22 protein-coding genes are annotated in these 26,762 nt (G+C 74.2%); 12 read left to right on the top strand and 10 right to left on the bottom strand.

What is annotated here, in order from left to right:
* Nucleotides 1-101 precede the first annotated feature (101 nt).
* The 3 genes from ABZX75_RS31110 to ABZX75_RS31100 form a co-directional block, all read right to left on the bottom strand.
* On the bottom strand, nt 102-476 hold the full coding sequence (locus ABZX75_RS31110; protein ID WP_007262928.1) for an RNA polymerase-binding protein RbpA: 375 nt from the start codon (nt 474-476) through the stop codon (nt 102-104).
* Nucleotides 477-789: 313 nt separating this feature from the next.
* Nucleotides 790-2,196 carry an MFS transporter gene (locus ABZX75_RS31105; RefSeq protein WP_355416481.1) on the bottom strand — a complete coding sequence of 469 codons (1,407 nt, stop codon included), beginning with the start codon at nt 2,194-2,196 and terminating at the stop codon, nt 790-792.
* Between the two features lie 66 nt (nt 2,197-2,262).
* Nucleotides 2,263-3,033: a glycerophosphodiester phosphodiesterase family protein gene (locus ABZX75_RS31100; RefSeq protein ID WP_355416478.1), complete on the bottom strand. Its 771-nt coding sequence runs from the start codon at nt 3,031-3,033 to the stop codon at nt 2,263-2,265.
* A gap of 183 nt (nt 3,034-3,216) precedes the next feature.
* Between ABZX75_RS31100 and ABZX75_RS31095 the strand changes: the two genes are divergently transcribed.
* Complete coding sequence (locus ABZX75_RS31095; protein WP_355416475.1) at nt 3,217-4,719, top strand: PLP-dependent aminotransferase family protein; 1,503 nt, start codon at nt 3,217-3,219, stop codon at nt 4,717-4,719.
* 96 nt (nt 4,720-4,815) lie between these two features.
* Here ABZX75_RS31095 and ABZX75_RS31090 read toward each other — a convergent pair whose 3' ends face one another.
* Both ABZX75_RS31090 and ABZX75_RS31085 read right to left on the bottom strand, forming a co-directional pair.
* The gene (locus ABZX75_RS31090) at nt 4,816-6,465 is read right to left on the bottom strand and encodes an ATP-binding protein (protein ID WP_355416472.1); all 1,650 of its coding nucleotides are present in this window, start codon (nt 6,463-6,465) and stop codon (nt 4,816-4,818) included.
* A gap of 81 nt (nt 6,466-6,546) precedes the next feature.
* Complete coding sequence (locus ABZX75_RS31085; RefSeq protein WP_030706611.1) at nt 6,547-6,741, bottom strand: hypothetical protein; 195 nt, start codon at nt 6,739-6,741, stop codon at nt 6,547-6,549.
* A 336-nt stretch (nt 6,742-7,077) separates the two neighbouring features.
* Here ABZX75_RS31085 and ABZX75_RS31080 point away from each other — a divergent pair, with 336 nt between their 5' ends.
* The 3 genes from ABZX75_RS31080 (at nt 7,078) to ABZX75_RS31070 (ending at nt 9,843) form a co-directional block, all read left to right on the top strand.
* Entirely contained in the window at nt 7,078-7,500 is a 423-nt protein-coding gene (locus tag ABZX75_RS31080; protein ID WP_355416468.1) for an ankyrin repeat domain-containing protein, read from the top strand.
* A gap of 325 nt (nt 7,501-7,825) precedes the next feature.
* Nucleotides 7,826-9,223, top strand: coding sequence for a HEAT repeat domain-containing protein (locus ABZX75_RS31075; protein ID WP_355416465.1), 1,398 nt, complete (start codon nt 7,826-7,828; stop codon nt 9,221-9,223).
* A gap of 104 nt (nt 9,224-9,327) precedes the next feature.
* The gene (locus ABZX75_RS31070; protein WP_355416462.1) at nt 9,328-9,843 is read left to right on the top strand and encodes a DUF2867 domain-containing protein; all 516 of its coding nucleotides are present in this window, start codon (nt 9,328-9,330) and stop codon (nt 9,841-9,843) included.
* Nucleotides 9,844-9,867: 24 nt separating this feature from the next.
* Here ABZX75_RS31070 and ABZX75_RS31065 read toward each other — a convergent pair whose 3' ends face one another.
* The 4 genes from ABZX75_RS31065 to ABZX75_RS31050 form a co-directional block, all read right to left on the bottom strand.
* Nucleotides 9,868-10,434 carry a hypothetical protein gene (locus tag ABZX75_RS31065; RefSeq protein ID WP_355416459.1) on the bottom strand — a complete coding sequence of 189 codons (567 nt, stop codon included), beginning with the start codon at nt 10,432-10,434 and terminating at the stop codon, nt 9,868-9,870.
* A 112-nt stretch (nt 10,435-10,546) separates the two neighbouring features.
* A complete protein-coding gene (locus ABZX75_RS31060; protein ID WP_355416457.1) occupies nt 10,547-11,419 on the bottom strand; it encodes a biotin-dependent carboxyltransferase family protein in 873 nt (290 codons plus the stop codon).
* Nucleotides 11,416-12,033 (bottom strand): allophanate hydrolase subunit 1, encoded by a 618-nt coding sequence (locus tag ABZX75_RS31055; protein WP_355416487.1) that lies wholly within the window; start codon nt 12,031-12,033, stop codon nt 11,416-11,418. Before ABZX75_RS31055 ends, ABZX75_RS31060 begins: the two co-directional genes overlap by 4 nt.
* Before the next feature lie 2 nt (nt 12,034-12,035).
* Nucleotides 12,036-12,809 (bottom strand): 5-oxoprolinase subunit PxpA, encoded by a 774-nt coding sequence (locus ABZX75_RS31050; protein ID WP_355416484.1) that lies wholly within the window; start codon nt 12,807-12,809, stop codon nt 12,036-12,038.
* 192 nt (nt 12,810-13,001) lie between these two features.
* Here ABZX75_RS31050 and ABZX75_RS31045 point away from each other — a divergent pair, with 192 nt between their 5' ends.
* The 4 genes from ABZX75_RS31045 to ABZX75_RS31030 all read left to right on the top strand — a co-directional run bounded on the left by ABZX75_RS31045 (nt 13,002) and on the right by ABZX75_RS31030 (nt 21,057).
* The gene (locus ABZX75_RS31045; protein WP_355416454.1) at nt 13,002-14,507 is read left to right on the top strand and encodes a hypothetical protein; all 1,506 of its coding nucleotides are present in this window, start codon (nt 13,002-13,004) and stop codon (nt 14,505-14,507) included.
* Nucleotides 14,508-14,740: 233 nt separating this feature from the next.
* Nucleotides 14,741-15,163, top strand: coding sequence for a hypothetical protein (locus ABZX75_RS31040; protein WP_355416451.1), 423 nt, complete (start codon nt 14,741-14,743; stop codon nt 15,161-15,163).
* Entirely contained in the window at nt 15,160-16,062 is a 903-nt protein-coding gene (locus ABZX75_RS31035) for a hypothetical protein (RefSeq protein WP_355416448.1), read from the top strand. The genes ABZX75_RS31040 and ABZX75_RS31035 overlap by 4 nt, the downstream gene beginning before the upstream one ends.
* A 96-nt stretch (nt 16,063-16,158) precedes the next feature.
* Entirely contained in the window at nt 16,159-21,057 is a 4,899-nt protein-coding gene (locus tag ABZX75_RS31030) for a hypothetical protein (RefSeq protein ID WP_355416445.1), read from the top strand.
* A gap of 238 nt (nt 21,058-21,295) precedes the next feature.
* Here ABZX75_RS31030 and ABZX75_RS31025 read toward each other — a convergent pair whose 3' ends face one another.
* Nucleotides 21,296-21,733, bottom strand: a complete 438-nt coding sequence (locus ABZX75_RS31025; protein ID WP_355416442.1) for a hypothetical protein — start codon at nt 21,731-21,733, stop codon at nt 21,296-21,298.
* 415 nt (nt 21,734-22,148) lie between these two features.
* Here ABZX75_RS31025 and ABZX75_RS31020 point away from each other — a divergent pair, with 415 nt between their 5' ends.
* From ABZX75_RS31020 to ABZX75_RS31005, 4 genes are read left to right on the top strand one after another with little or no spacing between them, the layout of a single operon-like run.
* A complete protein-coding gene (locus tag ABZX75_RS31020; RefSeq protein ID WP_355416439.1) occupies nt 22,149-25,106 on the top strand; it encodes a nitrate- and nitrite sensing domain-containing protein in 2,958 nt (985 codons plus the stop codon).
* Nucleotides 25,103-25,540, top strand: coding sequence for a roadblock/LC7 domain-containing protein (locus ABZX75_RS31015; protein ID WP_355416436.1), 438 nt, complete (start codon nt 25,103-25,105; stop codon nt 25,538-25,540). The genes ABZX75_RS31020 and ABZX75_RS31015 overlap by 4 nt, the downstream gene beginning before the upstream one ends.
* A 10-nt stretch (nt 25,541-25,550) precedes the next feature.
* A complete protein-coding gene (locus tag ABZX75_RS31010) occupies nt 25,551-26,021 on the top strand; it encodes a DUF742 domain-containing protein (RefSeq protein ID WP_355416433.1) in 471 nt (156 codons plus the stop codon).
* Nucleotides 26,002-26,628, top strand: a complete 627-nt coding sequence (locus tag ABZX75_RS31005; protein ID WP_355416430.1) for an ATP/GTP-binding protein — start codon at nt 26,002-26,004, stop codon at nt 26,626-26,628. The genes ABZX75_RS31010 and ABZX75_RS31005 overlap by 20 nt, the downstream gene beginning before the upstream one ends.
* Nucleotides 26,629-26,762 lie beyond the last annotated feature (134 nt).

Raw genomic sequence — 26,762 nt, 5'->3', positions numbered from 1 at the left:
TGCCGCCCCTCCTCTCGTTTGGTGGAATAGTTAAACGGCTGGGGGCCCCGCCACACTGTGTGGCGGGGCCCCTCGGCTCGTGCTGGTTGTGCGTCCGGCTGTCAGGCGGACTTGCGGCTGTCCCGTGGATGCACGGCAATGTTCATGGCGCCGGAACGAAGGACCGCAAGCCTCTCGGCAAGCACTTCCTCCAGTTCCTCGCGGGTGCGTCGCTCCATGAGCATGTCCCAGTGCGTTCGCGCGGGCTTGCCCTTCTTCTCTTCGGGCCCGTCCCCGTCCACCAGGAGTGCCATGGCGCCGCACGCCTTGCACTCCCACTCCGGCGGAATTTCTGCCTCAACCGAGAACGGCATCTCAAATCGATGTCCGTTCTGGCATGCGTACTCCACCGCCTGGCGCGGGGCCAGATCGATGCCGCGGTCCGTCTCGTAGCTGGTAACCACGAGGCGCGTACCGCGGAGAGCTCGCTCACTCATGAATCGTGCCTCCCGGGCTTGTCGCCCACAGGACAGGTGTCGCTGTCGTCGTCATCCGGTCAACGTCCGGTCGGCGGTATAGATTCCCGCTCCGGGTCACGCGTCGCCCGTCGTGCCGCCCCTTGTTGTACCCACCAATGCCCGTTTTGTCACATCTGGCAGCAGATGTCACCCAACGACTTCACTTCTTAAGCGTGCAGTAACGGTCCGCCTGGCAGGCCAAAGGCGTACACTACCGGCCCTTTGCTTCAACGTCTAAATTCGTTCGGAATTCGTTCGTGAATCCGGGCCGGGCGCACTCGCGGATCCGCTCTCAGAGCCGCTCCGGTACAGGATTCCCTGCCGCCTCCACCGCGCGCCGCACCGGCACTCTCGCGAGCAGCACGAAACCCAGTGCGAAGAAGACCACCAACGAGATGATCGCGGACCGGTAGCTTCCCGTGACCTGGTACGTCAGTCCGAAGACCAGCGGTCCCACCCAGCTCAGCCCGCGGTCGCTCATCTCGTACGCGGAGAAGTACTCGGCCTCCTTGCCCGCCGGCACCAGGTGGGAGAACAGCGAGCGCGACAGCGCCTGGCTGCCGCCCAGCACCAGCCCGATCATCGCGGCCAGCGCGAAGAACCACACCGGAGTGCGGGCCGGCAGGAAGTAGCCGGCCGCCAGTGTCACGGCCCAAGCGGCCAGAGACCCGAGAATCGTCCGCTTGGCCCCGTAGCGGCGTGCCAGCCGGCCCATGCCCAGTGCTCCGGCCACCGCCAGGATCTGTACCAGGAGCACCGCCACGATCAGGGTGGACTGTTCCAGCTCCAGTTCCTCCGAGCCGTAGACCGAGGCCTGGGAGATCACCGTCTGCACGCCGTCGTTGTAGACGAGGTAGGCGAGCAGGAAGGACAGGGTCAGCGGGTAGCGGCGCATGTCCTTCAGCGTGGCGACCAGCTGCGTCCAGCCGCTGACGGCCGGAGCCGCTCCCGCGCCCGCCTCCCGGGCCACGGCCCGGTCCCTGAGCCTGCGCAGCGGGATCAGCGCGAAGGCCCCCCACCACACGCCCGCCGAGGCCAGGCAGATCCGTACCGCCTCCCCCTCGGAGAGGCCGAAGGAGTCGTGGCCCTGGTAGAGCACCAGGTTCAGTACGAGAACCAGTGCGCCCGAGGTGTAGCCGAAGGCCCAGCCGCGGGAGGAGACGGTGTCCCGCTCGTCCGGGGTGGCGATCTGCGGCAGGAACGCGTTGTAGAGCACCATCGACACGGCCAGGGCGGCATTCGCGACGATCAGCAGCAGCCCGCCCAGCAGGTACCGGTCGCCGTCGAGGAAGAACATCCCCGTCGTCGCCGCGGCGCCCGTGTACGCGGCCACCGCGAGCAGCGGCTTCTTGCGTCCGCTGCGGTCCGCGAGGGCGCCCACCAGGGGCATGATCAGCACGGCCACGAGTACGGAGGCCGAGACCGAGTACGCGAAGAAGGAGCCCGCCCGGACCGGGATGCCCAGCGGATGGACGTACCCCTCGGCGTCCGCCGCGGCCTTGGCCACCGCGGTCAGGTACGGCCCGAGGAACACCGTGAGGACGCTCGTCGAATAGACCGAGCAGGCGAAGTCGTAGAAGTACCAGCCGTGCTGTTCGCGCTTGCGCGCCGCCGCGGCGGCGGCACCGGCGGTGGTGGTGGCAGCAGGTCTGCCGTCCTGCGCCCCGGGTTCCGCCTCGTCCGTCGTCCCCGCACTCATGGTGCCCCCCTCGCTGGTCCCCGTACCGCACCGGCCGCCGCACTCGAGCGGCGGCCGCAGGGCCTGTCAGGCCCAGGCGCCGCGCCGGTCCAGCACCGTGCGCAAGATGTCGATCCGGTCGGTCATGATGCCATCGACCCCCAGGTCCAGCAGAGACTCCATGCGTTCCGGTTCGTTCACGGTCCACACGTGCACCTGCAGACCCCGCGCGTGCGCGGTGCGGACGAAGCGCCGGTCGACCACGCGGATGCCCGACTGGAACTCCGGAACCTGCGCCGCCACCGCCCCGGCGCGCAGCGCCGCCGGGATCGCGTACGAGCGCAGGCGCAGCCCGAGCACCCCGCGTACGCCGTACGAGGTGGCCAGCCGGGGGCCCGCGATCCGCTGCGCCCGGGCCACCCGGCTCTCCGAGAAGGAGCCCACGCAGACCCGGTCCCAGACGCGGGTCCGCGCGATCAACTTGACCAGCGGGTGCAGCGCCGACTCGGATTTGACGTCGACGTTCCAGCGGGCGTCGGGGAACTCCTCCAGCAGTTCCTCGAAGAGGGCCAGCGGCTCGCTGCCCGCCACCCGGGTCTCGCGGATCCGCCTCCAGGGCAGCTCGGCGATCCGCCCCCGACCGTCGGTGACCCGGTCCAGGGTGGAGTCGTGGAAGGCGACCAGCTTTCCGTCGGCCGTGGCGTGCACATCGGTCTCGAAGTACCGGTAGCCCGCGTCGGCGGCCCGGCGGAAGGCGGCGGCGGTGTTCTCCAGTCCGTCCGAGGCGCCTCCACGGTGCGCGAAGGGGATCGGAGCCGGGTGGTCCAGATACGGGTGGCGAAGGCGTACGTGCGTCACGGCGGCAGTATCCCCCGCGCCTCGCGGTGCCGGGCGGCCGGGCCGTGGAGGCGACCGGCACGCAAAGGGGCACGGCTGGTGGAAGTGGACTGGCACGTGACAGTCTGTCTCGAAGACATCAATCCAATCCCGGCCCCGGACCCGCTCCGGCGAGGCCAATTCGACGAAGGTGGACCGGACGCAATGGCCGAATGGACCTCGGCGGTCGGTGCCGCGCAACTCGCCCGCCTCATCACCTCCCAGCAGGGGCGCAGCGCCGTCCCGGGCGCCCGCAAGCAGCCCGCCTACCGCACCCTCGCCGACGGGATCCGGCTCCTCGTCCTCGAAGGCCGGGTCCCGGTCGCCGCCCGGCTCCCCGCCGAACGGGAGCTGGCCGTCGCCCTCTCCCTCAGCCGCACCACCGTCGCCGCCGCCTACGAGGCCCTGCGCGGCGAGGGGTTCCTGGAGTCCCGCCGCGGCGCCGGCAGCTGGACCTCCGCACCGGCCGGGAACCCGCTGCCCGCACGCGGCCTGGAACCGCTGCCGCCCGAGTCCCTCGGCTCGATGATCGACCTGGGCTGCGCCGCCCTGCCCGCGCCCGAGCCCTGGCTCACCAAGGCCGTCCAGGGCGCCCTGGAGGAACTGCCTCCGTACGCCCACACCCACGGGGACTACCCGGCGGGCCTGCCCGCGCTGCGCCGGATGCTCGCCGACCGGTACACCGAGCAGGGCATTCCGACGATGCCCGAGCAGATCATGGTCACCACCGGCGCGATGGGGGCCATCGACGCCATCTGCAGCCTCTTCGCCGGGCAGGGGGAGCGGATCGCCGTCGAGTCCCCGTCCTACGCCAACATCCTCCAGCTCATGCGCGCCGCCGGTGTCCGGCTCGTGCCCGTCGCCATGGCCGACGGGCTGTCCGGCTGGGACATGTCCGTCTGGCGGCAGGTGCTGCGCGACGCCGCCCCCCGCCTCGCCTACGTCGTCGCCGACTTCCACAACCCGACCGGCGCCCTGGCCTCCGAGGACCAGCGCCGCGCGATGGTCCAGGCCGCGCGGTCGGCCGGCACCGTACTGGTCGTCGACGAGACCATGGTCGAACTGCAACTGGAGCCCGAGCTGGTCATGCCGCGCCCGGTCTGCTCCTTCGACCCGGGCGGCAGCACGGTGATCACCGTCGGCTCCGCCAGCAAGGCCTTCTGGGCCGGCATGCGGATCGGCTGGGTCCGCGCCGCCCCGGACGTCATCCGGAGCCTGGTCGCCGCCCGGGCCTACGCCGACCTGGGCACCCCGGTGCTCGAACAGCTGGCGGTGCACTGGCTGATGCGGACCGGAGGCTGGCAGGAGGCCGTCGAGATCCGCCGGGCCCAGGCCCGGGAGAACCGGGACGCGTTGGTCACGGCGGTGCGCCGGGAGCTGCCGGACTGGGAGTTCGACGTCCCGCAGGGCGGGCTGACCCTGTGGGCCCGGGCGGGCGGGCTCTCCGGCTCCCGGCTGGCCGAGGTGGGGGAGCGGGTCGGCGTACGGGTGCCCTCGGGGCCGCGGTTCGGCGTGGACGGGGCCTTCGAGGGCTATGTCCGGTTGCCGTTCACCGTGGGCGGGCCGGTGGCGGACGAGGCCGCCGCCCGGCTGGCGGCGGCGGCCCGACTGGTCGGCACCGGTGCGGGCGGCAGCGGCGCGGAGCCGCCGCGCACGTTCGTCGCGTAACCGCGTAACCGCGTAACCGCGTAACCGCGTAACCGCGTAACCGCGTAACCGGGCAACTGGGTAACCGGGTAACCGTGAACCCCGCCCGGCCCGCGCCTACGGCGCCTCGGCCGGGACCTCGGGGATCCCCGAGGCGTCGATGGCCGGGCCCTGCGCCTGGGCCGGGGGATGGGGCTGGGCGGGGGCGTGGAGGGGTCTGGCCGGCGTGGTGTGCTCCTGGACGCCCGGGCCGCCGTCGTGCCCGCGCTCGGGCAGCAGCTCCAGCACCGCCTGCCGGTGGGCCGGGTGCGTGGCGTCGTCGTACGGGTCCGGCGTGGCGGGTACCTGGAGCCGGTGCACCGGACCCGCGCCGAGCCGGGCGTATCCGCGCCCCGGCGGCACCTGCGCCGTCGGGGTGGTGTGCGGCGGCAGGCCCAGCACATCGGCGATCTGCTGGACCGCCGCCGAGCCGAGGACGACCCGGGCCCGGGTGTGCTGCCAGACGGCGTCGCCCAGCAGCTCCAGCTGGTCGAACTGCTCGGCCACCACCACGGTGATGTGCGCGGCCCGGCCGTGCCGCAGCGGCACTTGCAGCCGGGCGAGCGGGTCGGGGCGCCCGTCGGCGGCCGCGAGGGGGGCCAGCACGCTCGGCCGGTCCAGCAGGATCCACAGCGGGCGGCGGGTGTCCTCGGGGGCGGGCAGGCCGGACTCGCGGGCCCTGTGGGTGGCGACGAGCCGCCGCTCGGTCTCCTGGGCGGCCCACTCCAGCGTGGACAGCGCCCCGGTGGGACCGCTCTCCACGGCCAGGACCCCGCTGCGGCCGGACAGGCAGGAGTACTCGCCGCTGCGGCCGCCCTCGACGATCAGTACGTCGCCCCCGTGGCGCAGGGCCTGCAGGGCGATCGAGCGCAGCAGGGTGGAAGTCCCGCTCCCCGGCTGACCGACGGCCAGCAGGTGCGGTTCGGTGGCTCGGGGACCGGTGCGCCAGATCACCGGCGGCACGTCGCGGGGCTCGTCGCCCTCCATGACGGGCAGGGTGCGCTGGACGCCGACGGCGTCGGTGAAGCCGAGGACGGTCTCACCGGGGGAGGTGACGAACGGCTGGGCGGCGATGCCCGTCGGCAGCGCCGCCAGCACGCTCAGGTCGAGCTGGTTGCCCTCCTCGTCCCAGTCGAAGAGATACTCCCGTCCGCGCCCGGCCTTGGCGTGCAGCAATGCCTCGATCCGGGCCCGTGAGGTCACCTCGCCGTCGGTGAAGTAGGCCGGGTAGCGGATGCGCAGCTTGGTGACGCGGCCCGCCTCGTCGAACTCGTAGCCGTTGAAGGCCTTGCCCCAGTCGCCGCCGTGGGCGAAGAGCGGACTTGGATCCTCCGGAATCGAGAAGTACGGCACGAGGGCTTCGTAGAGGGAGCCGAGCCGTTCGGTCTCGGCATCGCTGGGCCCGGTCTTCGCCGGGGTGCGGTCGCGTCCGTGCCAGGCCGCCGCCGCCATGAGGGTGGCCAGGGCGAGGGCGGGACCGTAGGGCACGAGGACGACCACGAGGACGCAGGCGGCTCCCAGGAACAGCGCGGGACCACGCTTGTCCTTGGGAGTCCCGGACCATTTGCGCCGCCCGGCCGAGGCCAGGATGCGCAGTCCGCGTCCGATGGTGAGGAGCGGATGGAGGACGTCCGTGGCACTGTCGGCGGCCGTGCGAGCGAAGTCGCGGCCCCGGGCCAGCGACGCGGTGCCGCTGCTGAGGATGCGGGGAAGTGGGCGCCGGGCCACGGGCGTCTCCTGGAGTTGTGGGTGTGGCGGGTGTTTCGGGTGGGGCTGGGTACGGCTCGGTGTCGCCGGCAGGGGGCCGGCCTAGAGCTTGATCCCGCCGAGAAGGCTCGCGAGGCTCGCGGTGCTCGCCGTGATGCTGGGGGCGATGGCGGAGCCGGCGAGGAAGAAGCCGAAGAGCGAGCACACGAACGCGTGCGACAGCTTCATCCCGTCCTTCTTGAAGAACAGGAAGCAGATGATGCCGAGCAGGACGACACCTGAGATGGACAGGACCATGAGGAGTTCTCCTGGTAGGTGGGGACAGTCACCATCAGTTCTTCCAGGCTCACAGCAAGTATCAATGCTACAAAAGGTGCATACAGGTGAATCCAGGCGTTTTTCACTTGACCGGCTCAGTCCGGCTGGCGTGCCCGGCGCGCAGCGGCTCGGGGGAGACCGGGGGGCGCGTCAAGGATGATCCTTGCCTCGGCCCCGCCCCGACATGTGCAGGTCCGGGCGCTACTCTGGCGATTCACCCGTACGGATGCAGTGCCGTGCACCCCCCTGCCCGCCCGGCCCTGGACGGGTCACCGGGTGGCCCACGCGAGCAGCGACTGAAAGGCGGTACGAACGATGAGCGAGCACACCGAAGGCGGCTCCGGTTCGCAGGACGTCCCCGACGAGGACGTCATCGAACTGGCCACCAAGATCTTCGACCTCGCCCGCCAGGGTGAGACCGGGACGCTCGCCGCGTACCTCGACGCCGGAGTCCCGGCGAACCTCACCAACGACCGCGGCGACACCCTCGTCATGCTCGCCGCCTACCACGGCCACGCCGACACCGTCGCGGCCCTGCTGGCCCGCGGCGCCGAGGCCGACCGTGCCAACGACCGAGGCCAGACCCCGCTCGCCGGCGCCGTCTTCAAGGGTGAGGAGGCCGTCATCCGCGCGCTGCTCGCCGGAGGGGCCGACCCGAACGCGGGAACCCCCTCCGCCGTGGACACGGCGCGGATGTTCGCCAAGGCCGAGCTGCTGGAACTATTCGGAGCCAAGTAGTCCGTTTTGCCGGGCGGTGACCGGTACAGACCTCACAGGTTGATCACGGCGGCCGTAAATGTGGTCGCGGCGCACAAACCGGCTGGGTCATCATGGCGTCGGATTCGATTCGCGAACACGGCGGAAGGGCAGGAGCGGGCAGGACACGGCAGGTGTCCGGGGCCCCGGCCCGGCCGCCCGCCCTGGTCACGAAGCACCGACGAGAGTGAGAAGGCAATGGTCTACATCGAGCGGAACATGACGGCGGACGTCCTCACATGCTGTTACGCGGCCCTGTGAATCCCGATTCCCGGTTGCGTCCCCAGCTTGATTTGAGGCCATTCCCATGTTCGAACCAGTCATAGCGCCCAGCGGCACCCTGCTCGGGCTCCTCCAGCGGGGCCGCGGCGACGGCACGCTGCACGCCCTCGCGGCACCCCGGGCGGAGGCCCTCGCGGCCCTCGACCAGTGCGTGCTCCGCGACCCGCGCCAGGACTGGCAGGTCGAGAACCGCTCCCTGTACTACGCCCGGCTGTACCTGGATCTCGACGGCCCCCTCGGCGAGATCGAGACCCACCTCTTCTGCGTCGACGACCTCGTCGGCGAGGAGGACCACCGCACCGGCCTCGCCCTGTCCGTACTGGGCCACCTGGCCTCGTACGGCCGCGACGACGCGCTCATGCTGCTGCGCCGGTACGCGGCCTCCGGCGCGAACTGGGCCTGGGCCCTCGACGAGCTCGCCCTGCGCGACGACGACGAGGGACTGCGCGGCCTCGCCGCGCCCGTCCTCGCCCGGTTCCCCGCCACCGCGGAGGGCGAGGCACGGCTCGCCGCCGCCGTCCGCGACGCGTACGAGCCCAGGCCCTGGTGCCTGTGGGAGGAGTCGCCGCGCTACGGGGAGCGCCTGCGCGCCGCCCGTGAGCGGGGATCCTTCGACCGCTGGCAGCGCCAGGTGACCCCGAGTGGACCCCGCCCCGGCTGGGGGGTCCAGGCCGTCTTCGACTGGGCCGCCGACGGGCTGCACCGCGGCACACCGCTGCACGTGCCCGCCGCCCGCTGCCTCGCCGCCGTGGCCACGCCCGAGGACCGCCCCGCCGTCCTCGCGGCGGCCGCCGGCGCCTCCGGCGAGGCCGCCCGCGCCACCGCACTGCACCACCTGGTCCTCGCCGAACCGGACAACCCGGCCGTACTGGACCTCATCGAAGCCGCCGCCGACGAGCCCGCCGTGGCCGCGTACGAGCGCATGTGCGGCCCCGCCGCCGTCGAACGGGCCCGGCGCTGGATCCACCGCCCCGACGCCCTGGGCGCGGCCGCCGCGGCCACCCTCGCCTGCCGTGGCGGAGCCGAGGACGCCGGCCTCGTACTGGGCGCCCTGCGCTCCACGCTCCGCGGCTGGGGCCCCGATACGCGGCGGCTCTTCGCCCTGGTGGACGGAGCGGGCCGGCTCGCGATCAGCTGCGCGGCCCCCGTACTGCGGCACATCTACCGCGAGACGGCCTCGTCCCACCTGCGCGGGCGCGCCGCGCGCGCCCTGGCCGCCACCGACCCCTCCTTCGCGGCGGGCTTCGCGGTCGAATGCCTCTGGGACTGCGAGGAGACCACGCGCGAGGTGGCGGCCCGCCACGCGGAGACGGCCGACGCCCGGGTGGCGCCCCGGCTGCGCCGCCTGGCGGCGGACCCGGCCGAGGAAGAGGACGTGCAGTCGGCGGTCCGCAGCCGGATCGCGCCGGAGTCGGCGGTGTAGGACCCGTGTGCCGCCGGGCGGCCGCCGTGAGGGGGACGCCCCTCGCCGTCTGCGGCCGGCGGCCGTGTGAGGTAATGGGGCGACACCGAGCTGGGGGTTGCCGGATGAACAAGCATGTGCGCAGGAACGTTCCACCCGTGGTCGACGCGGCACGTGCGAGTCTCGGGTCCTTCGACCACGTCGACGCCGTGGCGGTCGAGCTGCCCCCCGGCACCAGCGCGGTGGAGTTCGCCCGGCTCGTGTTCACGGGACGCCCCGGGTGGATCGGCCGGCTCATGGCGCTGCGCGACACGCTGGTGAGGCCCCTCGGGCTGCACGTACAGGAGCGGGAACGGCCGGCGCGGGAGACCCCGATCGAACCGGGCCTGAAAGCGGGACCCTTCCGGGTCCTGGCCGTGGGAGACGACGAGGTCCTCTGCGGCGACGACGACAAGCACCTGGACTTCCGCGCCTCGTTCGCCGTACGGCCGCTGGCCGGCTCGGCGGGCACCGAGGGCGTGTGCACGACCGTCGTACGCTTCAACCGGCCGGTCGGGCGCCTGTACTTCCGGGCCATCGAGCCCTTCCACCACCTCATCGTGGCCCGCCTCGTCGCGGGCGCCCGCCGGCCCCGGCCCTGAGGGGCCGGGGCCGGGGGTCCGGACTTACCGCGACGGCGTGCCGGGCGGCGAGGCCGGGGGCTGGGAGCCCGTGCCCTGGCGCTCCCTGAGCTCCTCGATCTCGGCCTGGGTCCTGGCCCGTTCCTCGTCGCTCGGGGAGAAATCGATCTCGCAGGGCGTGACCTTCGAGGTCTCCTTCACTCCGACCTCGACCTCCGCGTAACGGCTCCACGGCCTCGCCGGCTTCAGGAGTACGAGGGTGTAGCCGGGCGGGACCGTCTTCGAGTTGATCTTCAGCACCATTGCGTCGCCCCGCCCCCGGACCACGTCGGCCTCGAAGTCGCGGGACCCGGTCCCCGGGAGGACCTGCGGATTGCGGTACCCACCCACATGAGTGCACTCCGAAGGGGGCTTCTGCTCGACCAATGCGGCGCTCACCCCCAGAGCCTGGAGTTTGCGCACCAGTTCGGGCAGTTCGTCGGGCTGGGGCCAGCCGACCGTGATGGTGCCGTCCCTGTCCTTCGTGATGCCGCCGTCGGTCAGAGCGTGCGCGGGAGGCGGGCTGTCACCGTGGTCCCCCAGGGCGGGCAGTGCCACCAGTCCGGCCACCACGGCCGTTACCGCGCCCCCCGGTTCCTCCCCTGCGTCGGGGACCCGGTCGGCCCCCTCACTCGGGGTACTTGGCCGATGGCCCCCCGAACGTTTCACCGGCACGACGCGAACCTCACCGGACGAACCTCACCGGCACCCCCGGCCGGGCCTGCGCCGCCGCGTCCAGGGCGGGGCCCGCGGGGACCACCCCCACCACCGGGTAGCCCCCCGTCACCGGGTGATCGGCCAGGAACACCACCGGCAGGCCGTCCGGCGGGACCTGGACCGCTCCCAGGACCATGCCCTCGCTCGGCAGTTCACCGGCCCGGCCGCGGATCAGCGGTGTCCCCGCCTCCGTGCGCAGGCCGATGCGGTTGGACATCGGGGACACCCGGAACACCGAACGCCAGAGCCCGGCGAGCGAAGCCGGGGTGAACCAGTCCGCCCGTGGCCCCAGCCGCAGCGGGAGCAGCAGTTCCGAAGGCGCCCCCGGCAGGGCGCAGATGTCCGCCCCCGCCCCCGCCCCCGGAGCCGGGTCCGGTCCGGGCGGGCCGACCGGCAGCGGCATTCCGTCCGACAGGACCGGCGGCCCCAGCCCCGACAGCAGGTCCGTCGAGCGACTGCCCAGGACCGGCGGGACGCTCAGGCCTCCCCGTACCGCCACATAGCCGCGCAGCCCCGACTCCGCCCGGCCCACCTCCAGCTCCGCCCCGGCCGGCAGCCGTACCGGAGCTCCCCAGGCCACCGGGCGCCCGGACACCCGTACCGCACAGGGCGCGCCCGTGACCGCCACGGTCGTCGCGGCCAGCGCCCGCAGCCCCACCCCGTCCAGGGTCGTCTCCAGCGCCGCCGCGCCCGGCGGGTTGCCGAGCAGGCGGTTGGCCAGCGCGTACGCCGCCGTGTCCAGCGCCCCCGAGCGGGGCACCCCCAGGTGCGCGTACCCCGGACGCCCCAGGTCCTGGACCGTGGTCAGCGCGCCGGCCCGTACCACCACCAGCCCGCTCATCCGGACACCTCCGTGAACCGCACCCGTACCCCCGGCGCGAGCAGCGCCGCCGGTTCCCGCCCGGGATCCCAGAGCACCGCGTCCGTCGAGCCGATCAGCTGCCAGCCGCCGGGGGAGGAGCGCGGGTAGACGCCCGCGTACTCGCCCGCCAGCGCCACCGAGCCCGCCGGGACCGCCGTACGGGGAGTGGCGCGCCGGGGGAGGTGGAAGCGTTCCGGAAGCCCGGTCAGGTAGCCGAAACCGGGCGCGAAGCCGCAGAAGGCCACCCGGAAGACGGTGCCGCCCACGATGGCCGGCACCTCCCGCTCCGCCACCCCCCACAGCCGGGCCACCTCCGCCAGGTCCGGTCCGTCGTACCGCACCGGGACGGTGACCAGCGGCCCCCGCGTCGGCGCGAGCGGCGGCACCTCCCAATCCGCGATCCGGGCCGCCAGCGCGCGCGGCTCCCGTACGCCGTCCAGCAGGACGGTCCGCGCCGCCGGCACGATGTCCCGTACAGCGCCCAGCTCGCCCGCATCCCGCCGCCGCAGCAGCTCCGCGTGGAGCGCCGTCACATCCGCCGCCGAGTCCAGCTCGACCAACAGCCCCTCGGCCCCCGCCGGCAAGGCCCGCATCCTCACGCGAACGCCTCCACGCGGACCCCGGCCGCGCCCAGCGCCTCCCGGACCCGCCGTGCGAGAACCGCCGCCCCCGGGGTGTCCCCGTGCAGGCACAGGGAGCGCGCGGTCACCCGCACGCGGGACCCGTCGGACGCCGTCACGGCGCCCTCGGCGGCCACCCGTACGGCCTGAGCCACCACGGCATCGGGGTCGTACAGCACCGCTCCCGGCTCGGCGCGCGGCACCAGGGTCCCGGCCGGTGTGTAGGCCCGGTCGGCGAAAGCCTCCGGTACGGGGGTCAGCCCGGCTTCCCCGGCGGCCGCGAGGAGCAGCGAGCCGGGGAGGCCGAGCACGGGCAGGGCGCCTCCCGCCGTCAGGATCCCGGAGACGACCGCGGCCGCCTGGCCGGCGTCGTGCACGGTGCGGTTGTAGAGCGCGCCGTGCGGTTTCACGTAGGACACCCGGGAGCCGGCCGCCCGCGCGAACACCTCCAGCGCCCCGATCTGGTAGGCCACCTCGTCCGCCAGTTCGCCGGGCGGCACGTCCATGGCGCGCCGCCCGAAGCCCGCCAGGTCGCGGTAGGAGACCTGCGCGCCGATCCGTACGCCCCGTTCCGCGGCCAGCTCGCAGACCCGGCGCATGATGGACGGGTCACCGGCGTGGAAGCCGCAGGCGACATTGGCGCTCGTGACGACGGAGAGCAGGGCCTCGTCGTCGGTCAGCGTCCAGCGGCCGAAGCCCTCGCCGAGGTCGGCGTTGAGGTCGATCGCCGCCGCCGGGGGTGTGATCATGGAAGCCATGCGGTGAGCGTAGAACAGCGGCGCGTCGTCCTCGCGGTCGCTCTCGCCGCAGTTCGCACCCCGGTCCTCACGTTCTCACCTGTGGTCTCGCCTGTTGTCGCCGCCGTCCTTTGGCAGCCGGGGACGATCCGGCCGAACCATGCCGTTTGGGATGTTGTCAGGGTGAGCGCCTAGTCTTTCCCCGTGACTCTCCCCGCCCCGGCGAAGACCCTTCCCTCCCCGGCGCCGGGCCCGGCCGCCGACGAGGGCCTGGCCCGGCGGCTGCGCGCTCTCGCCTGCACCGCCCCGCTGCACGACCTCGACGTACGCAAGGCCAATCTGGCCGGGGAGTACGGGGTCTACGCGATGGCGGAGGTAGCGCTGGCGGCGATCGACCTGGTCACGCTCAACATGGACTTCGACACCGGCGCCGACCACGAGCAGATAGTGGCCAGGCTGCTGCCGCGCGTCGCCGCCCAGGCCCCGGCCCGCCCGGCCGCCGAGCACGAGCGGGTGGCCCGCTGGGTGCTGGAGAACCTGATCAACGTCGGCAGCGTGGACCGCGGCTTCCGCGCGATCTACGGCACCTTCGGCCCGGACGGCGTCTACGTCCGCAGGGACTACGACTTCAAGCTGATCGAAGAGGTCCCGGGCTACGGCGGCGCGGTCTATCTGCGCACCACCGACGAGGCCGTCAACGTCCTCGTCGGCGCCCTCGACACGGACGTCACCAGCGCCCAGATCGCCGCCGAGGTCAAGCTGGACGTCCTGATCAGCCGAGGCCGGCTGGCGGATGCCCAGCTGGCCGCCGAACAGGCCCGCTACCGGACCGTCCAGTACGCGGAGACCCTGCGCCGGACGCTGGACGCGACGCGGCGCAACGTCCGGGCGGTGGACTGGCTCCAGGCCGTCCCCGACATGATCGCCGAGGCCCTCGACCACGTCGCCGACCGCTACCGCCACGAGAACGCGATCCTGACCAACATCCGCAAGGCGCGCGACGAGGCGGAAGAGCCCGAGAACAAGCGGCGCGCGGCCGAGCTCGTCGACATCGTCAAGGACTGCATCCGCCGCCACACCCAGCTCCAGTCCCGGCTCCTGGACGCCGGGCCGCTGTTCCGTGCCGAGCAGGACCGCCAGGCCTTCGCGGCGCCCGCGCCGCGCTCCGGCATCGACCTGTACGGCCAGCTGGTCGCCCCGCTCCTGCCGCTCCCCGTGGAACAGGCACGCCGGGTGACGGATGCCTTCTTCGCCTCCGGGGCGGGCCTGCGCACGCCCGTCTCCGTCCGGGTCGCCGACCTGGTCGAGATACTGCTCACCCCGCCGGTCGAGCGGGAGCACCTCGGCGCGGAGATGCCGGAGCCGGACCTCATCGCTACCCCGGACGACAGCCGCTTCAGCGAGGAACAGCTCGCCTGCGCGATGCGGCTCCTGGACCTGCCGCACGATGCCCCGCGCCGCCTGTCCGGCCTCCTCGCGGAAGCCCGCCGCAGCGACCCGGACTTGCCGTACCTGGTGGCCCTGCTGGCCGTCCACGCGGCGAGCCCGGCCGTCGGCACGGCCTACCGCCAGGGCGAGGAGCGCCTGCTCTTCGCGGTGGACGACGGCACGCAGCTCGAAGACCCCGAATTCGGCGGCGCCGACCTGATCGTCGGCACGGCCCTCCTCGACGCCGCGGGCATGGCGGCGGACCGCGCGGAGGCGGCATGACCCGCCCCCCGGCCCGGCCCGTGCGGTGTGCGGCCGCCCTGACCGGTCGTCGCCCCATAGCCCCATCGGCCACCGCGCCCGCCGTGGTCCTGGCCGGGCCGCGTCGGCTGTCGGCAGCCGCGCCGCCTGGCCGGCATACCTCGACCGGTGGCTCTGGTAGACGTCCGCAGCACGTCGAGACGCCGCTGACCGCTCGGGCGGGTGCCGGTGCCGTCGCTGGTGTTTCGCCCGTCGTGCTGCCGGCCGCCGTGCCCGCCGTGGTCCTGGCCGGGCCGTGCCGACTGCGGACGGCCGCGCCGTCGGTCGCCGTGACGTGTGCTGGCCGGCGGTCCGCGGCCGTGCTCGTCGTACGGGTGGACGAGGCCGACGTCGCAGGAGGTGGGGCGGCTTCGCCACCGATGCCCCGGGCCGGCGTGGGCCGGTGGGCCGATGCCGCGCCCGCCGGTGGCCCGGCTGCCCGGCTCCGGGTGGTGGCGGCCGCGCCGACTGTCGCGGCCAGCGGGGGATGCGCGGCTCCGGCGCCGCCCGGCGCGAGCGTCCGGGCAGGCCGTACCCGCCCTGGGGGGCCGGGCCTGCCCCCGCACCCAGGAGCCGAAGCCACCGCACCGCAGACCAACGCCACCGCCACCGCCACCGCCAAGGAGACGCACCCGTGAGCGACCACCACGCCGAGCACCCCGCGTGGAGCGAGCCCGACGCGCCGTCGGCTCCCGTCGCGTCCGCCCCCGCCGGGGCCCTGACCCCCGCCGACGCCGCCGACGCGGCCCGGCTCGTCGCCTTCGGGCTTCAGCCCAAGCTGCTCCCCGCCCGTGACGCCGAGTACGCCGAGCTGCTGCGCCGCTACCGCGAGGACCCCGCCTTCGGCCGCCTCGCCGACGCCGTCGCCACCGGCCTCGGGCTCGTCGTCCTGGAGGTGTCGCCCCGCGCCGGCATGGCCGTCGCCGCCGACGAGGACTCCGTCTTCGCCGTCCGCATGGGCGACTACGCCCGCCGCACCACCGCCGACTCCGCCGACCGCTTCCTGCACGGCCTCGCCCACCTGGCCGTCGCGGCCCTCGCCTTCCCCCGCCCCGAGGACCTCGCCGACGACGGCTACATCGGCCGCATCACCGTCAACGGCGTCGACGCCTTCGTCCGCCAGACCTGCCGCCGCCTGGAGGAGCGCGCCGAGGAACTCGGGGAGAACACCGACCCGGCCACCGACGCCCCCGGCCTGGAGGCCGCCTGGCGGGTCTACGCCCGCCGCAGCGCGACCGGCGCCACCAAGGACGCCCGCCGCCTCGCCGGCTCCACCACCGGCATCATCGGCAAGGCCGCCGCCTTCCTCACCGACTCCGGCTTCCTCCAGCGCACCGGAGACGACGCAGGCGGCACCTACCGCACCACCCCCCGCTACCAGCTCCAGGTCCGCGACATGGCGGGCAGCTCGGCCATGGCCGAGCTCCTGGACCTCGGCGTGGTCCCCGTCAGCGACGGCTCCGCCACCCTCCTGCCGCCGCCCGACGGCGACGACCTGGAGCTCGCCGCCGACGCCGGGCTCCCCTTCCACTCCTGAGCCCCGCCCCCGCCCTCCCCGCCTGAGCCCGCGCCGCCCGTCACCGAGCCACCTGCCCTCCGTACGACCCACGAGACACCACGAGAGTCCGCCGCCATGTACGAGCTGTCCCGGATCCGCCTCTACTCCATCGGGCCCGCCGGTGCGCGCTACGCCGACACCGTGCTCGACCTGCGCGGAGTCGGCGAGCCGGTGCCCCACCCGGCGCCCGCACAGGCGGAGTTCTTCGAGGACGAGCCCACCGGCCCGCCGCGCCGCCCCGCGCCCGCCGGAGTGCTCTTCCTGGAGAACGGCGGCGGCAAGTCCGTCCTCCTCAAGCTGATCTTCTCCGTGATGCTCCCCGGCCACCGCAACACCCTCGGCGGCGCCAGCTCCGGCGTACTGCGCAAGTTCCTCCTCGCCGACGACTGCGGCCACGTCGCCCTGGAGTGGCAGCACACCCAGACCGGCGAGTGCGTCGTCGTCGGCAAGGTCAGCGAATGGCGCGGCCGCCAGGTCTCCAACGACCCCCGCAAGTTCGCCGAGGCCTGGTACTCCTTCCGCCCCGGCCCGGGACTGAGCCTCGACAACCTCCCCGTCGCCGAGGCCACCTCCGTACGCCCGCCCGTCGAGGGCGCCTCCGGAGCCCAGGGCCGCCGCCGCACCATGAAGGGCTTCCGCGACGCCCTCACCGACGCGGGCAAGGCCTACCCGCACCTGGAGGTGTACTGGGAGGAGATCCACGACCGCTGGAACGAACACCTCACCGAAGTCGGCCTCGACCCCGAACTCTTCCGCTACCAGCGCGAGATGAACGCCGACGAGGGCGAGGCCGCCGGCCTCTTCGCGGTCAAGAAGGACTCCGACTTCACCGACCTCCTGCTGCGCGCCGTCACCGACACCCGCGACACCGACGGCCTCGCCGACCTGGTCCACGGCTTCGGCAACAAGCTCGGCCGCCGCGCCGAGCTGATGGCCGAACGGGACTTCACCGCCGGCTCCGTGGACCTGCTCACCCGGATCGTCGAGGCCGCCGAGACGCGCTCCCGGCTGCGCGACGTCCACGCGGGCGCGGAACGCCGTACGCGGACCCTGGCCCGGCGGCTGTCCGCCCGCGCCGCCGAAGAACGCGGCCGGGCCGCCGACCTCGCCCAGCGGGTCACCGGCGCCGCCCACGAGGTCACCACCGCCGAATTCGCCCGCGCTCGCAGCGCCGCGGTCTCCGCCGAACTCGCCTACCGGCACGCCTCCCTGGCCCTGACCGTCGCCGACAAGGCCGCCGCGGCCCAGCGCCGCGAACTCCTCGAAGCCCGCACCCTGCACGCCGCCTGGCAGGCCGCCGAGAACGTACTGCGCCACCGCGCCGCCGCCGACCGCTCCGCCCGGGTCGCCGCCGCGATCCTGGAGGCCGAGCGGGACGCCGCCCCCGCGCTCGCCGCCCGCGCCACCGCCGCCGCCGACCTCGTACGCGCCCTGCACACCGCCGCCGAGCACGGCGAACGGGTCGCCAACGAGGAGGAGGAGCGGTCCGCGGGCCTCCAGGCCGCCGGCGAGGCCGCCCACCGCGACGCCACGGCCGCCGCCACCGCCGCCCAACGGGCCCGCAGCGAGGCCGAACACCTCCGATCCCGCCTCGGCGAAGTCCAGCAGGAGACCGCCGAGGCCGTCCGCGCGGGCTGGCTCGACGACACCGCACCCGACGCCGACCCGGCCCGCGCCGCCCTCGCGGCCACCGACGCCGAGAAGACCGCCGTGGCCGCCTGGGACGAAGCCCGCGAAGCCGCACGCGCCGCCTCCGAAGCCGCCCGCGAAGCCGCCGCCGCGGAATCCCGCGCCGAACTCACCGCCGCCCGCGCCGCCGACGCGGCCGACGCCGCCGAAGCAGCCCACGACGCCGAACACCGCGCCGCCGCCTCCCTCGCCCGGGCCCCCCGCCTGGCCGCCCTCCTGGGCCTCCCATCGGCCCCCGACGCCTCGGTCCCGTCCCCGCGCGCGGGCGAAGGCGCGGGCGCGTCCGGCTCCGCCGGCTCGGGTACGGGGGGCCGCGCGGCAGCCGGGGACCTCGGCTCCGCCGGCCACACGGGTTCCGCCGGGTCCGGTACGGCCCACAGCGGACCCGGCGGCACTCCGGGCGCTTCCGGCTCCGCCGAGGGCGGGCGCTCCGGCGGCCGACCGGCCGTCGCCGCGCGCCTGGGCTCCGCGCGGGGCGCGGCCCACGAGGACCCCGCCACCGCCGGCCGGCTCACCGCCGAGGACCTCGACCGGAGCGCCGAGGACCTCCACCACCTGCTGACCGACGGAGTCACGGCGGCCGAACGCCAGCTGTTCGAGCTGCGCACCGCCGCCGCCGACGACGCCCGCATCCTCGGCGCCCTCGGCGACGGCGGTCTGCTGCCGCCCGGCCCCGACGTCCTCGCCACCGTCGAATACCTCGGCGAACAGGGCATCCCGGCCCTGCCCGGCTGGCGCTACCTCGCCCAGTCCGTGGACCCCGCCGACCACGCCGCCGTCCTCGCCGCCCGCCCCGAACTCGTCGACGGCGTCGTCATCACCGACCCCGGCACGCACGCCCGCGCCCGCGAGGTCCTCACCGGCGCCGCCCTCCTGCCCCGCTCCACCGTCGCCGTCGGCACCGCCGCCGCGCTGCTCGCCCCCGTACCCCCGGCCGGCCCGGACGGCGACCACGGCCTCTCCGGCGTCTTCCTCGTCCCTCCGAACCCGGCCATGCACGACGAGCACGCCGCCGACGAGGAACGCCAGGCGCTGCGCACCCGCGCCACCGCCCGCGACACCGAGATCCGCGACCTGGCCGCCCGCCTCGCCGGGGACCGCGAACTCGCCGCCCGGCTCGCCTCCTGGCGCACCGGCTGCCCGCCCGGCCGTCGCGCCGAACTCGCACGGCAGGCCGAGGCCGCCCGCGCGTTCGCCGAGGAAGCCGACGCCGAGCTCGCGGAGGCCCGTACCGTACGCGCCGAGGCGGACGAGGCCGCCGCCGACGCCGTCCGCGTGCGTGACGAGCGCCAGGACACCGCCCAGCGCGCCCGCCGCGCCGCCGACGCCCTCGCCGGCCTCGCCTTCCGTCTGCGCGAACGCGCCGGCTGGCAGGCACAGCTGCGCGAACTCGCCGACGAGGCCGCCGAGTCCGAGGCCCGCGCCGAAGCCTGCCTGGACCGGGCCCGCGCCGCCGACGAGGACCGCCGCGCCGCCCAGCGCGCCGCGGACGACGCCCGCCGCACCGCCCGCGCGCTGCGGGCCGAGCGCGCCGAAATCGCCGGCGCCCCCGACCCCCTGCCGGAGGACGACGGCAGCGCCAAGGCGCCGCTCCCCGACCTCCGCGAGGCCTACCGGGCCGCCTCCCAGCTGTACGAGAAGGTGGGCGTCGGCGCCGACCTGCGCGCCGAACAGGCCCGGGCCGAGAGCGACGAGAGTGCCGCCCTCGCCGAACTCGACCGCCTCACCAACAAGGTCCGCACCCGCGCCGCCCAGCTCCTCGAAGGCACCGACGGCTCCGACGGCCCCTCCCGCCAGGCGGCCGCCGCCCGCGCCGAATCCCTCGTACAGATGCTGGAGACCCGCGCGTCCGCCGCCAGCGAGCAACTCGGCCGGCTGCGCGGCGAGGCCGAACGCCGCGCTCCCGCCGACGGCGAGGCGCACACAGAGCTGCCCGAGGAACTGATTCCCCACGACGTCGACCAGGCCCAGGCCCTGCTCCGCACGGCCACGGCCCAGCTCGCCGCCCACAGCGCCGCCGTGGAGAGCGCCCGGGCCGCGCACACGGACCTGCTGCGCGCCCACCGCACCGCCGAGGACGGCGCCGGCGGCTTCGAGGAGACCGCGGCGCTGCTGCGGGACATGTTGCGCGGCTCGGCCTCCGAGGACGTCGACGGCGGCCGGGGCGGAGGGAAGCGGAGCCACGCGCAGCAGGACGACGAGCAGGAGCCGGTGCCCCACGCGGGCACCCTGGAAGAGGCCCGCCAGTCCGCCAAGGAGGCCCGCCGCTCCCTGCGCGCCTGCGCCGCCGACCTCTCGGCCGCCGAGTCGGCCGTCCGCGAGGCGAGCGACATCCTGGTCCGGCACGCCAACGCCACCCGTTACGAGCAGGTACGCACCCCCGCGCGCCAGCAGATCCGCGAACTGCCCGCCTCCGCCCTCCCCGAGCACGCCGCGGCGTGGGCCACGGCCTTCGCCCCCCGGCTCCGCGTCCTCACCGACGAACTGGCGCAGCTGGAGCGCAACCGCGACAGCATCGTCGACCGCCTGCGCGGCCTCGTCGAATCGGCCCTGGCCACCCTTCGCTCCGCGCAGCGGCTCTCCCAGCTCCCGGAGGGCCTCGGGGAATGGTCGGGCCAGGAGTTCCTGCGGATCCGCTTCGAGGAGCCCGACCAGGCCACGCTGACCGAGCGGCTCGGCGAGGTCATCGACGAGGCCACCCGCGCGGCGGTGAAGAAGAACAGCGCCGCCTCCTTCGGCGAGGGCCGGCGCGACGGCATGTCGCTGCTGCTGCGCGGAGTCCAGGCGGCGCTGGAACCCAAGGGCATCTCCGTCGAGATCCTCAAGCCGGACGCGGTGCTGCGCGCCGAGCGGGTGCCCGTCGGTCAGATGGGCGACGTGTTCTCCGGCGGGCAGCTGCTGACCGCCGCGATCGCGCTGTACTGCACCATGGCGGCGCTGCGCAGCAACGACCGCGGCCGCGACAAGCACCGCCACGCGGGCACGCTGTTCCTCGACAACCCCATCGGGCGCGCGAACGCCACGTACCTGCTGGAACTCCAGCGGGCCGTCTCCGACGCGCTCGGCGTCCAGCTCCTCTACACGACGGGACTCTTCGACACGACGGCGCTCGCCGAATTCCCGCTGGTCATCAGGTTGCGCAACGACGCGGACCTGCGGGCGGGCCTGAAGTACATCAGCGTCGAGGAACACCTGCGGCCGGGCCTGCCGCAGCAGTCCCCGGAGGAGGAAACCATCCACGGCGAGATCACGGCCACCCGCATGTTCCGCCGCAGCACCGCCTGAGGCCCCCTCACACGGCCGTCTCTTCCCCGGGGGCTCGCCCGTGGGGCCGGCTGGAGCGCCCCGCGACCGGGGGCCGGTACGCAGGCCGTTCGCCGGGCTCGCCGACCCGGGCGGGAGGCCGCCGCACGCCCCGCCCGGGTCGGCGGGTCGGCGGGGCGACAAGGCCCGCCCGGAGCCGCCGCCCGGCGGGGCGTCACGGACTGTCCGCAGCCCGGCCGGCCGGGCTGCGGATATGCGGCTACCGACGCCCGGGCGTCGCGAAGTGGCCCCCGGGCCGCGGTATTCGGGCCGGCACCGGCTCCCGCGCCGCCCGGCGCGCTTCGCGGCGGCGGGCCCGCGCCGTGCTGCTCGGCTCCGACAGCACCCCGTACCGCTGGTTCCACGCCTGCTGGGTGATCCACACGTCCAGGACGGCCCATGTGGCCACGACCGTCCCCGCGACCGCGCCGAGCGCCATCGGGAAGGCCAGCCAGGACCCGGTGAGAGTGAGGAGGAAGCTGATCGTCGCCGCGGTAAGGGTCACGGCCGCGATCAGCACCGCCCGCACCGCGGACGCCCGCACCGGATCCGGCATCCGGCGCCGCCGAGCCGGCTCCTCCACCCACAGCGTCCGCTGCCCCGGTTCACCGGCCCGCTCACCGCCGCTTTCGGTGTCCGTGCCCTGATATCTGCTCATGGTCCGCTCACTCCCCACCGCGCGGTCCGCCCTGCTGTCCCGCTACGTCCACTTCGTCCCCAACACGTCTACCCCGTCTACCCCGACGTGCCCTCCCGAACAGAAAGACGTCCGGCGGTGGCGAGAGATTCCCGAATCGTGGACGCTTCCACCGGCGACGGCCGTCGCGGAACGAAGAATTCCAGCCATCCATCCGGTTACGGGAACTGATCCCCCATCAAGTGTCATGTGCCACATATCGGGCCGCTCCTGACCGGAAGTGTCGGACAACTCATGATCTTCGTCCAGGTGTCAGGCCGAAAACGTCCGGACACGCCTTCGAACCCACTCCCCCGCAGTAGTAGGCTCACGCCGTTTAAATGACGGAACACCAACCCCCCACCACGGGGTTGAGCTGGGGGAGGCTGGGGAGGCCATGCGCTTTCGCGGGAAGTCCATCCGCCGGAAGATCGTGGCGTTGCTCCTTGTGCCGCTCGTCTCCCTGACCGCCCTCTGGGGCTTCGCGACGGTCATCACAGGCCGTCAAGCCGTCCAACTCCTCGACGTCGCCCACGTCATCGACAAGGTCGGCTATCCCATCGAGGACGTCGTCCGCGTGATCCAGAAGGAGCGCCGCCAGACCCTCGTCGTCCTCGGCGACCCCCGCGCCTCCACCGCCACCGCCGAACTCGCCAAGCGCCGCGCCGCCACCGACGAAGCCGTCGAGGAGATCAGCGCGAACGGCCGGGACCCCGAAGTCCTCGACGAGCTGAGCCCCCAGAACGCCCACCGGATGCGCTCCATCCTCGCCGCCTTCCAGGGCATCGGCGCACTGCGCCGCTCCGTCGACCAGAACGCCCTCGACCCCAGCCAGGCGCTGGAGCTGTACAGCCGCCTCGTCGACCCCTGCTACGACTTCCTCATGAACCTCCACGCGCTCGAGGACGTGGAGATGGACAAGCAGGGCCGCGCCCTCGTCGGGATCACCCGCGCCCGCGAGACGCTCTCGCGCGAGGACGCCGTCGTCGCCTCCGCCCTCGCCGCCCGCAGCGTCAGCGCCACCGACATCCGGCACGTCTCGGACTTCGCCGCCCACCGCACGCTGCTGTACGAGTTCAACCTCGCGGTCCTCCCGGCCGCCGACCGCGAACGCTTCGAGCAGTACTGGAGCAACCCCGACACCAAGGCGCTGCGCGACGCCGAGGAACGGTTCATCGCCGGCGGCGCGGTCAAGAACCCGCGCAGCGTCACGGCCGCCCAGTGGGACGAGGCCGCGACCAAGGTCCTCGACGACCTCGCCGTCATGGGCACCGAGGCCGGCGACCGCTACCAGAAGCGCGTCGAGCCCGTCGCCATGGACGTCCTGGTCCAGGCCGCCGTCGCCGGCGTCCTCGGCTTCATCGCCCTGACCGTGTCCCTGGTCCTCTCCGTACGCATCGGCCGCGACCTGATCCGCGACCTGTCCCGCCTGCGCAAGGAGGCCCACGAATCCTCCGGCGTCCGGCTGCCGAGCGTGATGCGCCGCCTCGCCGCCGGGGAACACGTGGACGTGGAGACCGAGTCGCCCCGCCTCGAATACGAGAAGGACGAGGTCGGCCAAGTCGGCCAGGCCCTCAACACCCTCCAGCGCGCCGCCGTCGAAGCCGCCGTCAAGCAGGCGGAGCTCCGTCGCGGTGTCTCCGAGGTGTTCGTCAACCTGGCCCGCCGCAACCAGGTACTGCTGCACCGCCAGCTGACCCTCCTCGACACCATGGAACGCCGTACCGAGGACACCGAGGAGCTGGCCGACCTCTTCCGCCTCGACCACATGACCACGCGCATGCGCCGCCACGCCGAAGGCCTGGTGATCCTCTCCGGCGCCGCGCCCTCCCGTCAGTGGCGCAAGCCCGTGCAGCTGATGGACGTCGTACGGGCCGCGGTCGCCGAGGTGGAGGACTACGAGCGCATCGAGGTTCGCCGGCTGCCGCGCCTCGGCATCGTCGGCCCCGCCGTCGCCGACATCACCCACCTCGTCGCCGAACTCCTCGAGAACGCCACCGTCTTCTCGCCGCCGCACACCGCCGTCCAGGTGCACGGCGAGCGCGTGGCCAACGGCTTCACCCTGGAGATCCACGACCGCGGCCTCGGCATGCACCCCGAGGCGCTCCTCGACGCGAACCTCCGGCTCGCCGAGACGCCCGACTTCGAGCTCTCCGACACCGACCGCCTCGGCCTCTTCGTCGTCAGCCGGCTCGCGCAGCGCCACAGCGTCAAGGTCGTGCTCCAGCCCAGCCCCTACGGAGGCACCACCGCGGTGGTGTTCCTCCCGATGGCGTTGCTGACCGAGGCTCCCGACACCAACGGCACGGGCACCCGGCTGGACGGAGCCAAGCGCGGCAGGACCGCCAAGACGGCCGGGAACGCCCGCATCCCGTCGGCCCGGCCCACGCCCAGGGCCGCCGTTGAGCGTGCCCCGTCCGGCCGCCCGCTGCCGCCCGCCGAACTGCGCGGCCCGGTCGAGCTGGAGGCCCCCCTCGGGGTGCCCGGGCTGGACGGCCTCGACGACCCCGCCGCCCTGGACGAGGTCACCCCCGGCGGCCCGGGCCCCACCGGCGTCGCCGTCCGCCCCGCCATGGCGACGCTGGACGACGAGACCCCGCCGAACGGCACCCCGCGCAGCGCCCTGCTCGGCCTGCGCCCGGCGGACCGGCCGCACACCGACCGTCACGCGGAGCTGGGCGGCGCCCGCAGGAACGACCGGGACGGCTTCCGCGACGGCTTCCGGGACCGTGACCGCGACGGCCTGCGAGACCGTGACCGCCTGCGCGACCGCGATGGCTTCCGCGACCGCGATGGCTTCCGCGACCGCGACGGCGACCGCCACGCCGAGCGCGCCTCCGACCGGCGCCGGGACACAGACCGCGACCGCAAGCCGCTCGCGCCCACCGGTCCGGTCCGGCTGGAGAGCCCGCACCTGGACACCGTCCGCGGGGACGGTCCCCGCGCCGCCGGCTCCATGCCGCTGCCGCGCCGCCGCCCCACCCCCACCCTGGTCGCCGAGCACGGCCGCCGCGTGGAGCCCCGCCCGGTCTCCGCGGTCCCGAAGCCCTCCTCCGTACGCGCACCCGGGGAGACCGGCACCAAGCCCGGCCCGGACGCCGGAGCGCTGCCCCGCCGGGTCCGCCAGGCCAGCCTGGCGCCGCAGCTGAAGAACGCCCCGGCCCCCGCTCCCGCCGACTCCGCCGACGGGCCGGCGGAAGACCGGGACGCGGATGAGGTGCGTACGCGCATGTCCGCACTCCAGCGCGGCTGGACCGCGGGCCGCAACCAGCACGCACAGCAGCAGTCGGAGACCGAGGCCGGCACCTCCGCCGCCACAGGTCCCGCGAACGAGAACGAAGGGGACGGTCGATGACCGCACCGCAGACCGGCAACGACACCAGGGGCCGCGGCTCCGGCCCGCTCAACTGGCTGCTCGACGAGCTCGTCGACCGGGTCGGCAGCATCCGCAAGGCGGTCGTCCTGTCCGGCGACGGCCTGCCCACCGGCAGCTCCAAGGACCTGACGCGCGAGGACAGCGAGCACCTGGCGGCGGTGGCGTCCGGCTTCCACAGCCTGGCCAAGGGCGTGGGCCGCCACTTCGAGTCCGGCAAGGTCCGCCAGACCGTCGTCGAGCTCGACGAGGCCTTCCTCTTCGTGATGGCGGCCGGCGACGGCAGCTGCCTCGCGGTGCTGTCCGACGCCGACTCCGACGTCGGACAGGTCGCGTACGAGATGACGCTGATGGTCAAGCGAGTGGGCGACCACCTGGCGACCGCCCCGCGCACCGGGCTGCCAGCCGGAGGGTGAGTCGCAGGGCATGAGCGATCCAGGCCAGGACCACCCCGACACCACCCCCGCAGGCAGCACGGCCGGCCCGCCTGCCCCCAGCGCCGTCGACGATCCCGCCCCCGGCCACGCGCGCTGGTTCGACGACGAGGCGGGCCCCGTGGTGCGTCCGTACGCGATGACCCGCGGCCGGACCAGTCACGCGGGCCAGCACCGGCTCGACCTGATCGCGCTCGTCGTCGCCGAAGCGGCCGCCGACGATCCGCTCTGGGACCTGACCCTGTCCCCGGAACACGCCCACATCCTCGGGCTGTGCCGGGAGCGCCCGCAGTCGGTCGCGGAACTCGCGGCGGACCTCGACCTCGCGATCGGCGTCGTCCGGGTCCTGATCGGTGATCTGGCCGACGACCAACTGGTCCATGTGACCCGGCCGGTACCTCCGGCCGAACTGCCCGACGAATCCATTCTGCGTGAGGTGATCGATGGCCTTCGGGCGCTCTAGCCGCACCGGCGCCATGCATGCCGTGTCGCCGGTCGAACCGCTGACCTTGAAGATCCTGGTCGCGGGCGGCTTCGGGGTGGGCAAGACCACCCTGGTCAGTGCGGTGAGTGAGATCAGACCGCTGCGCACCGAGGAACAGCTCTCGGAGCCGGGTCGAGATGTCGACGACATCGGGGGAGTGGAGGGCAAGAGCACGACGACCGTGGCCATGGACTTCGGGCGCATCACCCTGCGCGAGGACCTGGTGCTGTACCTGTTCGGCACGCCGGGGCAGGACCGGTTCTGGTTCCTGTGGGACGAGCTGGCCCAGGGCTCGCTCGGCGCGGTGGTCCTCGTGGACACCCGCCGCCTCGCCGACTGCTTCGCCGCGATCGACTACTTCGAGCGGCGCGAGATCCCGTTCGTGGTCGCGGTCAACTGCTTCGACGGCGCGGACCGGCACCCCGTGGTGACCGTACGCGAAGCGCTCGACCTCGATCCGGGGGTGCCGGTGCTGCTGTGCGACGCGCGGGACCGGGAGTCCGTGAAGGACGTCCTGGTGGGGGTCGTGGAGCACGCGATGTCGCTGGCGCGGGCCCGTCGGCAGAGCCTGACGACGGGTACCTGACGCGGGGCGCCCGATGACACGGGGCTGACGGCGCGAGCTTGACGACCCGGGTCAGACGGCGCGGGCCTGACGGTCCGGCCGGGCATGGAGGCGGCCCGTACCCCCGCCGACTGGGGTACGGACCGCAGCTCTCA

The sequence above is a fragment of the Streptomyces sp. NPDC003038 genome (genome assembly GCF_040611115.1).
Classification (GTDB): Bacteria; Actinomycetota; Actinomycetes; order Streptomycetales; family Streptomycetaceae; genus Streptomyces.
Note: the sequence above shows the minus strand (reverse complement) of the source record. Positions and strands in the feature narration are given on the sequence as shown.